This window comes from Streptococcus pseudopneumoniae ATCC BAA-960 = CCUG 49455, assembly GCF_002087075.1.
Taxonomy (GTDB): domain Bacteria; phylum Bacillota; class Bacilli; order Lactobacillales; family Streptococcaceae; genus Streptococcus; species Streptococcus pseudopneumoniae.
The window spans coordinates 1-10,119 of sequence record NZ_MWSM01000050.1 but is presented as its reverse complement, the minus strand read 5'-3'; the positions used below and the strand labels follow the sequence as shown (position 1 = coordinate 10,119).

Here is a 10,119-nt window from a genome sequence, read left to right as displayed (position 1 = left end):
AACTTTTGGGGTGCAGTTCACCTAATATTATGCGTTTTTTCCTATTTTAAAGACTTTTATCCACCTATTATACAAAGTTAAATATCCATCACAGTTTACCATTAGCCTTCATTACTTAACCCATTCGCCATTATAGTTTAAGTAGTAACCACCTACTGTGGTATTAACAGCTAAAGCACCTGAACCATAGGCATAGTACCATTTACCATTGACTTGGAACCAGCCTGTCTTCATATCTCCATTACTTGCATTTAGGTAGTACCAAGTTGAACCATCTTTCACCCAACCAGTAGACATTGCACCTGATGAACGAAGGTAGTACCAACTGTTACCAACATAAGCCCAACCTGTCTTCATATCACCATTTTGAGCATCTAGATAATACCAAGTTGAACCATCTTTCACCCAACCAGTTGCCATAGCACCTGATGAACGGAGATAGTACCAGTTATTACCTAGATATTGCCATCCTGTTTGCATTGCAGCAGTTGTTGGATCAAGGTAGTACCAAGCTGAACCATCATTTATCCAACCTGCACGTCTTTCACCACCAATATAGTTTTCTCCATTAATTTCTGTTTTAGCTAGATAATACCAGTTAGACTGATCATAAAGCCAACCTGTCTCTAAAGAATGATTCTGATTAAAGTAATAGTTCGTGTAATAACGCTTCTCTTCTTTATCTTCTGAATCTTCACGTTTTTCCCCGTACTCTTTTCCAACACTGTCTTTTGTTTTAATCTCTAATGCTTTCCAGCCAACAAATTCTTGTAGTACCCCATCTTGTCCAAAATAGTACCACTTGTGTTGAAGGCCGATTTCATTAACTGGTTGGTTATCTAATAAATCATCACGATAACCTGTTCCAGGAATTTCTAAGTATTGCCATCCAACTACCATTTCTCCTTTATCACCAAAATAGTAAGTTTTTCCGTCTATTTTATGCCAATAGATTGCTTTATGAGCATCTTTTACATAATATTTTCTATTATCCTTATCAACAAATTGGCCACCTGTGGTATCCGCAAAAACAGTATTTGTAGCTAGCAAACCAAAGAAAAATGCTGTCAGTCCAACTTGCATAGTTTTTTTCAAAAGTTTCATTTATATGTCCTCCAATATTAAATCCACTCACCAGATGAAGCAAAATTATAAACTTTACCATCGATAGTTTGGCTACCTGTTACCATAGCTCCACTTGAGTTAAGATAATACCAGTTTCCTCCTACTTTTATCCAACCTGTTTTCATGTCTCCATTAGTAGAATCTAGATAGTACCATGTTGAACCATCTTTATACCAACCAGTCTTCATATCACCATTTTTATTATCTAAGTAATACCATCTGCCTCGTACATTTTTCCAACCTGTTGCCATTGAACCAGAGGTTCCCAAATAATACCATTTTCCATTTACTTTTTGCCAATCTGTAAGCATCTTACCAGAAGCATCTAGATAGTACCAAGTATCATCTATTTTCTGCCAACCCGTTTGTTTATCATGTTGTTTATAATAGTACCAACTGCCACTTAATTTTTTCCATCCTTCAAGAGAATATCCTTTAAGTACTGAATAAATAAATGATAAATTCTGTTCATTTAATTTTACTGCGCTATTAACTTGGTTAGCTTCATCTCCCAAAGTATGTACTCCGACTACACGGTGACTAGCATCATAAACAGCAGATCCACTTGATCCCCCCAAAGTATCAACTTGATAATTCAAAAAAGTACCATCATCACTTAAAACTTGTTTTTTATCTGTATACATTTGATGAATTCCAAAATCATATGATGGATATCCTGTAATCGTCACTGGTGTTCCAGCCAAATTTTTCTGACTATTTGGAAGCCCCAGTGTTCCCAATTTTGCGCCAACAGGCTCTTCTAGAATTAATAGAGCCAAGTCATATTTCGATGCATCTCTAGAATTTAAAGTTCTAAATTCTTTCAAATAACGAACTTCCTTAACCTTGATCTTTCCAAATGGTTCCTGATCTGGACTAGCTGCTGGAAGTACATAAATAGCATCCGCTTCTTTTCCATATTTATGACTGTAGAAGTTATGAGCTGCTGTAATTAAAACATTATCTTAATTCGCGCTTCCTCTTCCTTCTATATTCGTTCCATTGGCTACACCATTGTACTCAGACAAAACCATAGCTGAAGTTGAATACGGATATTGTAGAGTATTATCAATTTTAACCAAATCATCATTACCGATAATTACTTCTGATTGATTTTGGTAATATGAACCATATGTTGGCGAAATCTCAGGAAGTGAAAAATTATTAGTTTCTGGACTTTCCTGTAATGTTTCACTCACCTCATATTCTTCACCTGTACTAGAAATAACAGTCAAAGCAGATACTGTCGACAACTGGCTAGCCAATAAAGTACTCGCAATAATTGAAATACCCAATTTTTTATAAAACGTTTTCTTCATTATTTTTATCCTCCTAATGTGATTATAGCATACTATTCTAAATTTCTCAATCTACTATAGAATCAAGAAATCTACCACCTTCTGTAAATACCCTCCATTATCACATAAACAGGTAAACTTTTCAATTAATGACTGCGCTTTTCAATCACGATAGAGGTACTTGCTTGCTTCTTTGATACTAAGTTCAGCCATTCTTTCCTTGTTTTTCTCAATAAAGCATGTTACCCAAGTTGGATTCGTTTTGGAGTAGTCTCGCAGAGTCCAGCCAATGGCTTTATTGGTAAAAAATTCTGTTTGGTTCAAGTTATGAAGGAGAATCTTTTCCATTAATTGAGTATTGGTCTTCTCTTTTCTTAATAACTGGTGGTCAATAGCGACGCGTCTCAACCAGATATTGTCTGACAGGCTCCATTGGAGGATTATTTTTTCCAGTTCCTGCTTCTCATACACCAAACTCCCTACTACTCGATCTAGGATATCCACCGTATCCCACCAAGACTTGGTAACAACCAACTGCTCTAGCTTAGGCAAATCGCTGTCCTTTAAATAAGACTGCATTGCTTTCAAATAGTTAGCAGCCACATACTGGTATTCTCTAGATTCTTTTTCCCAGCAAGTATCTGCAAAATCCCAATCGATAATCTTTGTTTTTTCGCTTCTGGAAAATATTTTTATAGAGTTTATTTCTTTCAGGCACCGCAATACCTAGAAAAGAAAATTGATGGCGCATATGGGCTTCCATGGGTCTTGCTTTTTAGAGTCTTTTGCTGCTTCTAGCTCCTCAAGTAAATCTGCTAAACTCATCTAAAACTCTTCATGCCCCACCAAATGGTGCTGAAAGGCATAGACAGCCGCCTGGGTGCGATCGCTGACTTCAAGTTTGGCAAGGATATTGGACACATGGGTCTTGACCGTCTTGAGAGAGATAAAAAGTTCATCAGCGATACGCTGATTTTCGTAGCCCTTGGCGATGAGTTGGAGAACATCTCGCTCACGCGCAGTCAGGTCCTCATGTAGTTCTATGTGATTGCGGTGGTATTCGACTTTTTTGCTGACCTCTTGCTCAATGGCCAACTCCCCAGCAGCCACCTTACGGACAGCATGGAGCAGTTCGTCGGCACTAGAAGTCTTGAGCATATAGCCACGAGCACCTGCATCTAAGACAGGCATGATTTTTTCATTGTCCAAGTAAGAAGTCACAATTAAAATCTTGGCTTCAGGCCATTCTTTAAGGATGGCCAAGGTCGCGTCAATTCCATTCATCTCAGGCATGACAATATCCATGACAATGACATTCGGACGCAATTTCAAGGCCAAGTCAATACCTTGAGACCCGTTTGCCGCCTCGCCCACAACTTCTACATCATCTTGGAGATCAAAGTAGCTTTTCAAGCCCAATCGGACCATTTCATGGTCATCTACTAGTAAAATTTTCATCTTTACTCCTTTATCATTCCTTATCTAACAGGGGAATACGGATATCAACTGCCAGTCCTTGCTTGGGAGCTGTCAAGAGTTGAACTGTTCCAGCCATATCTTCAACCCTCTCTTTGATATTTCGCAGTCCATAACTCAAGTCGTCTAAGTTCCCTAACTGGAAACCAATCCCATTGTCCACCACCTTCAGCTGCAATTCAAAGTCTGTCTGATAGAGATAGACATCCAAACAAGAGGCCTGGGCATGGCGGAGGGTATTGCTGATCAACTCCTGCAAAATGCGGAAGATATGCTCCTCAATCTTCTTGGGTAATTTCGTCATATTCTGCTTGAGACTAACCTTGAGATCACTCTTGTCCTCAAGCTCTTTTAGGAGAATTTGAATCCCTTCTATCAAGCTCTTCTGCTCCAGTTCAATTGGTCGCAAGTGCAGGAGCAAGACTCTCAAGTCCTTCTGGGCAGTTTCTAAAATAGCTGTGACACTCTGCAACTGGATCTGCATCTTTTCTCTATCCAATTTCAAAGCCTGCTGACTGACGCCTGATAAAATCATGTGAGCCGCAAACAACTCCTGACTGACTGTATCGTGCAAATCCCGAGCAATCCGCTTTCGTTCCTTCTCGATGATTTCCTCTTCCTGAGCAAGGCTGTGATTTTCAGCCTTTTGAAGCGCTTCTGTCAAGAGGTTAAGTTTGCCAGATAAGGACTTAAAACTAGCATCCAAATCTGGATCTACAACCTGAACCACTTCTTTCCCTGCCAACAAACGCTTGAGATTAGCCTGCATTTTTCTTAGAGAAAGCTCTTCCACACCTCTCCAAAACAGGGATAAGAGAAAGGTCATGGACATGCTGAATACCAACAATAAAAAGATAAATTTTTCTGTTTTTTCGACATCGTGCAAGAAAATAGACCAGTCAAAGTCAAGGATTTCCAGCAAGCTGTGGGAGAAAAAAAAGACAAAGAGGACAGAGGTGATGGCAATGATTACATAAGCTTGTTTTTTCATCCTCTGACCACCTCCACATCCCCAATCATAGTGGTCAAGAAAATCTTGACACTCTTGTTACTCTTGAGATAGTCTTTCGTTTCTTGATGATAGTGTTCATTGCGGAGGGCTCGCTTGGGCTGATTGAAAAAAGTCAAATCCCCATAGAGACAATTAACGCTGAGACTGACTTCCACATCTACAGGTACGATGATTTTGGTCGTGCCTATCATCTTTCTGAGGATAATGACATTGTCATGATTGGTTAGGATAACCCTCTCCAGATGAATAGTGTCCCTACCCATGAGACGAAAGAGATTGATATCATCAAACTGGCAAGTCTGGTAGCTTGAAAAATGATGAAGATTTCCAAACCAACGATTTTTCTCCTTCTTAACCGTTACCACCTCTTCAAAAATCAAATTGGTCTGCTCTTTTTCCTGGTTCATCATCGGATAAAGAAGAAAGAGGCTGTAGATGACCGCAACAAAAATAGCTAGAATCACAAAAGGATTGAGCATGACGATGAAAAAGAAGAGAATGCTTGCCACCACTAAAAGAAGATTATTGCCCTCTTTACCAGTGTAATAGCGAATCAAAAGCAAAAAGAGGAATAAAATCAGCAGAAAACGTGAAAAATGCTCTGAAACCATCAAAATCAGAGCTCCCGTCAAAAGACAGGCTTCGATAAATAAAAAGATTTTAAATTTTCTCATAGGTTGATCCTCTCCTTTCTATTTTATCACACTTCAAAAAAGTCACCTCAGTCTGAGGATGGAAAAAAGGCGGTGGTCACGCCTTTTTCATCTGATCCTTTGCTTCTTTTAATTTTCCATAAAGAAGATAGTCTACTTTTTGCAAATCTGCTATGGTGGCACAATTAAGAGCACACATAATCAAACGCAGATCGTCTTTCCAGCCTTGAACAATACCAATCACTTCTTCAACTGAATAGGTTTCAACCAATTCCAGAACTGTTCGTGACAGTCCTACAGCTTTGGCACCAAAGACCAAACACTTAATCATATCCAGCGGATTCCGAACGCCTCCACTAACCAAGAGTTCGACCTTGTCTTTCCATTCTTGGGCGTTGAGTAGAGTCTGCACGGTAGACTGTCCCCATTGATTGAGGTAATCACGCTGGCCACTGCGACGGTTTTCGATATAGGCAAAGCTGGTGCCACCACGACCTGATAAATCCACTGTACGAACACCCAGTTCATAGGCTCTCTCGATGGTCTTGGCATCCATTCCAAAGCCCACTTCCTTGAGAACAATAGGAACAGGAATTTGCTGGCTATAGTCTGCCAGATGCGATTGCCAGCTTCTGAACTTCCTTTCTCCCTCAGGCATAAGCAATTCCTGCATGACATTGACATGCACTTGCAGGAGAAGAGGATGCATCTCTTCTACAGTCTGAAGGCCTAACTCGACAGGCTTGTCCAATCCAATATTGGTTCCAAGGAGGAGATTGGGATGACTAGACTTGACAGAAAAAGAGTCATCTGCTGGATCTTTGAGTGCTGCGCTATAAGAACCCGTTACAAATAAAATACCACAGGCTTCTGCCACTTGAGCCAACTTTTGATTGATTTCTTTACCTTTTTCACTCCCACCTGTCATGGCATTGATATAAAAAGGAAAATCCCACTTTCGACCAGCAAACTCTGTCGACAGATCGATTTCATCCAGATTGTAAAGAGGCAAGGAAGAATGAAGCAGCTCCACCTCATCAAAGCTATTATAGGAACTTTTCTGCTCAAGGGCATAGCGGATGTGCTCATCCTTACGATTTGTCGTCATGTCCTATCCTTTCTTGGTATAAGAGCTCAATCCCCAGATCGGCCCAACGGTTTTTTAGGGTTTCAGTTGATTGCTCATCAAAACTCAAGGCAATACCACAATCACCACCACCAGCGCCACTGCTTTTGGCAACGGCTTGCAAATCTTGACTGGCTTCTTTCAGCTGTCTAAGCGAAGGCGTATAAATATCTGCGCTCAAGCCTTCTAAGAGATTGCTGGCTGTTTCCACCTGCTCAATAACTTTTTCGGATTTCCCCTGCTCCAAGGCTTCTACCAGAGAAGCCACTGTTTCTTTTGAGGAACTTAAAAAATTCTGATTGATATTTTGCTTGATTTGTTGAACCATATCACTAGATACAGCCACTTCCTTGGTCCATCCCACTAGGAAATCACATTCTAAAGTTGGTTTCACTTGTGAAATTGAAAAGTCCCAATCACGCTCTAAAACAGTCGCCAAATTTTCTTCTTTCAACCAAGCTGCTACCTGCTGGCGATCAAATGACTGGTAAAGAACCAAATCCTCTGCCACAATACAGGCAAGGTCCCCCATAGACCCATTGTCTCCGCGCTTGAGCAAGACAGCGCTAGCCAGCTTGAACAAAAGCTCCTGATCAACCGAAAGCTTATACAGAGCTAGCAGAGCCTTGATGACCAAAACAACGACGCTACCGCTAGAACCTAGACCAAACTTTTTCCCTTCCCGTTCCATTTTTCCTCGAATTTCTAGAGAAAAATGTCTTAAAGTTTGACCTCGATAAGTCAGGAAATCTTCCACTAAAGCAATCGTTTCTTGAATCAAGCTGTAGTCAGAATTTGGCGCCAAATCTACTGCGAAATCAAACAGATCTGAATAAATACGGTAGCTGTCAGAAAAAGCAATATCGCCCTTCATATAGATGGGAATGGCCTTTATCAAGGCCAACTGTCCGGGCTCTAAAATAGCATATTCACCTGCCCAATAGAGCTTTCCACAAGTTTTAACAGCAATCATCTTGACTCAAATCCTTTGTTTTTGACACAATCAAGCGGTAACGTTGACCGAAGATTTTTGATAAATTCTCCAAGTCTTTCTCTCGACAAAGAACTTTGACATTAGGACCGGCATCCATAGTAAAGTAGCAGGCCTCTCCTTGCTCGCGAAGTTGACGAACAAAGTCCATCGCTTCATAAGATGAATCGGTCAGATAAGAAAAGGCTGGTGATGCTGTTTTTGTCGTAGCGTGCATAGCAAGAGCATTTTTCTCCGTTAATTCTCCAATCTTGGCAAAGTCATTTTCCTTGAGATAAATCAGCATATCCTGATAGTCCTTCTCAGACTGACGAACCCAGTCGTCAAAAGTCGTCGAAGTCTCCACACAAAGTTTCATCCCGTCACGGCTAGAGATTGGTTTTTTCTTGTCCTCTAGCACCAACATGATCATAGCTAGTTTCAAGTTTGTCTCTACAGGGTAAATTCCCCCACTATCCTTGTCCCAGGCACCTAGTGGTCCATAAAAACTCCGAGAAGAAGAACCTGAGGCAAACTTAGCCTCCTGTGCCAACTGACTCCGAGACAAACCAAGCTGGAAATAAGCATTACAAGCCTTGACCAGGGCGGACAAACCACTAGAACTTGAGGACAGGCCCGCTGCCGTAGGCATATTATTTTGAGTATCGATACGGACAAAGCCCTCACCAGCTGGACGATAACGGTCAATAATCTTACTCATCTTGGCATGCTCGACCTCATTTTGTAGCTGACCATTGATGTAAAATTCGTCAGCTGTTACATTGGCTGGTAAAGGCGACAAGGTCGTCTCTGTATACATATTTTCCAAAGTTAGAGAAATACTGCTAGTAGCAGGCACTATCTCTTTTTCTTTTTTCTTTCCCCAATATTTGATAATAGCAATATTTGCGTAGGAACGTACTGTTACAGGCTCTCTATCCATGTCTGAACAGCTCCTTTCTCTTCTAATCTTTCTGCTAATTCTTGTGCGTGTGTCAAATTATCTGCCAAGGCTATAATACAGCCTCCTAGCCCACCACCGCTCATCTTGGCACCCAGAGCACCATGGCTAAGAGCCGTTTCAACCAGATGGTCTGCCTCAGGGCTACTGACCCCAATTTCTTTTAAATGTAAATGCGCTTGACTGAGGATTTGTCCCAGTTCTTCAGCATCTTTTTGTGAAATCGCATCCTCTGCCTGCTGGGTCAATTCTCCCAAGGCATGCAAAAATGGTAGGGCATCCTTGCCCTTATTTTGAACCACTTGGATGGCTTCACGAGTATGACCATAAACACCCGTATCGGCAATCACCAAATAGGCGGATAAATCCATCTCAAGTTCTGTAAATCCTACGTTCTTGATAAAGCGAATAGGTTGGTCACTGAGACAGGTCTTAGCATCCAAACCACTAGGATTCATATGGGCAATCATTTCAGCTCGATTGACCAAGATTTCTAGTACATCATGAGGCAGATCGGCCTGATAGTAGTCAAATACCGCACGAATGGCCGCTATGCTGATAGCCGCTGACGAACCCATCCCCCGTTTCTCAGGGATAGCCGAGTCAATCTCACAACGAATGCAGGCTTCTGTGATATCCAAATACTCCAGTGAGGCATAAACCGCCATGGACAAGGTATCCTCCTCATAAAGGCGCCAAGGACTCTCTGCAGGAACTACCTTACAGGTCACCTCCACCTCCAAAAGAGGCAGGGAAATGGCAGGATAACCGTAAACGACCGCATGTTCCCCTATTAAAATTATCTTACTATGTGCCTGACCGACACCAACTTTTTTTGTCATTTTTTCCTTTTACTAGACGAAAAACGTCTTATTTTTCATACAAGTATTAATTCTTTCCTATCTATTTTATTATATTTTCACAAAAAAAGCGATTGTTTCCATTCACAATCGCTTCTTTCATTATTGAACCCATTCGCCATTATAGTTGACAGAATAGCCATTTACAGTCGTATTCACTGCCAAGGCACCTGAGCTATAAGCGCGTAGTACCATCTGCCATTGACCTGGAACCAACCTGTCGTCATAGAACGACGAAAGAAACTCCATACCGTTAAGTAAAGAGGAAAGTCGTGAGGGAGCATGCGCCATTGACAACCTGTTTTAGTGACGTACAAAGTCTCATTAACAAGTACTCGTTTCGGCCATTTATAGGTGCGGTGTTTGGAGAAATAGGGTTCAATCTCCCAAGAGGCATAGGGGTGCGCATAATAGATATGTTCCTCAGAAAATACATCAGACAAGCGGTTAAATTCTGTACCATTATCTGCCGTGATGGACAGAATCTTGTCTTGTTTTAAGATGAGTTTTAAAGCCTGATTGACCGCCTCAGCACTTTTATTTGGAATCAATCGGATAATTTGATGCCTAGTCCTTCGATCAGTTAAGACCAGTAAACAATAATTTTTCACCCTTGTAAGCAGAACCGTATCAATCTC

11 protein-coding genes and 1 pseudogene are annotated in these 10,119 nt (G+C 41.1%); all 12 read right to left on the bottom strand.

Going from position 1 to position 10,119, the window contains the following annotated elements; all coding sequences use genetic code 11:
- Positions 1 to 111: 111 nt before the first annotated feature.
- Entirely contained in the window at positions 112 to 1,104 is a 993-nt protein-coding gene (gene cbpJ, locus B4W83_RS09910; protein ID WP_000771147.1) for a choline-binding protein CbpJ, read from the bottom strand.
- Positions 1,105 to 1,121: 17 nt separating this feature from the next.
- Entirely contained in the window at positions 1,122 to 2,078 is a 957-nt protein-coding gene (locus B4W83_RS09905) for a trypsin-like serine peptidase (protein ID WP_171038859.1), read from the bottom strand.
- A 12-nt stretch (positions 2,079 to 2,090) separates the two neighbouring features.
- On the bottom strand, positions 2,091 to 2,444 hold the full coding sequence (locus tag B4W83_RS13170; protein WP_000750729.1) for a hypothetical protein: 354 nt from the start codon (positions 2,442 to 2,444) through the stop codon (positions 2,091 to 2,093).
- 141 nt (positions 2,445 to 2,585) lie between these two features.
- Positions 2,586 to 3,248: pseudogene (locus B4W83_RS09900) on the bottom strand (DNA alkylation repair protein).
- Positions 3,249 to 3,881: a response regulator transcription factor gene (locus B4W83_RS09890; RefSeq protein WP_000698420.1), complete on the bottom strand. Its 633-nt coding sequence runs from the start codon at positions 3,879 to 3,881 to the stop codon at positions 3,249 to 3,251. It lies immediately after the preceding pseudogene.
- 13 nt (positions 3,882 to 3,894) lie between these two features.
- Positions 3,895 to 4,890 (bottom strand): envelope stress sensor histidine kinase LiaS, encoded by a 996-nt coding sequence (locus B4W83_RS09885; protein WP_000743655.1) that lies wholly within the window; start codon positions 4,888 to 4,890, stop codon positions 3,895 to 3,897.
- The gene (gene liaF / locus B4W83_RS09880; RefSeq protein WP_001224642.1) at positions 4,887 to 5,585 is read right to left on the bottom strand and encodes a cell wall-active antibiotics response protein LiaF; all 699 of its coding nucleotides are present in this window, start codon (positions 5,583 to 5,585) and stop codon (positions 4,887 to 4,889) included. The genes B4W83_RS09885 and liaF overlap by 4 nt, the downstream gene beginning before the upstream one ends.
- Positions 5,586 to 5,661: 76 nt before the next feature.
- Complete coding sequence (gene fni, locus B4W83_RS09875) at positions 5,662 to 6,672, bottom strand: type 2 isopentenyl-diphosphate Delta-isomerase (RefSeq protein WP_000210664.1); 1,011 nt, start codon at positions 6,670 to 6,672, stop codon at positions 5,662 to 5,664.
- Entirely contained in the window at positions 6,656 to 7,663 is a 1,008-nt protein-coding gene (locus B4W83_RS09870; protein ID WP_000562398.1) for a phosphomevalonate kinase, read from the bottom strand. The genes fni and B4W83_RS09870 overlap by 17 nt, the downstream gene beginning before the upstream one ends.
- Positions 7,650 to 8,603: a diphosphomevalonate decarboxylase gene (mvaD, locus tag B4W83_RS09865; RefSeq protein WP_000373449.1), complete on the bottom strand. Its 954-nt coding sequence runs from the start codon at positions 8,601 to 8,603 to the stop codon at positions 7,650 to 7,652. The genes B4W83_RS09870 and mvaD overlap by 14 nt, the downstream gene beginning before the upstream one ends.
- Positions 8,585 to 9,463, bottom strand: a complete 879-nt coding sequence (mvk, locus tag B4W83_RS09860) for a mevalonate kinase (RefSeq protein WP_000163312.1) — start codon at positions 9,461 to 9,463, stop codon at positions 8,585 to 8,587. Before mvk ends, mvaD begins: the two co-directional genes overlap by 19 nt.
- 173 nt (positions 9,464 to 9,636) lie before the next feature.
- The coding region (locus B4W83_RS13955; RefSeq protein ID WP_425596595.1) for a transposase at positions 9,637 to 10,119 on the bottom strand (483 nt) is incomplete at its 5' end.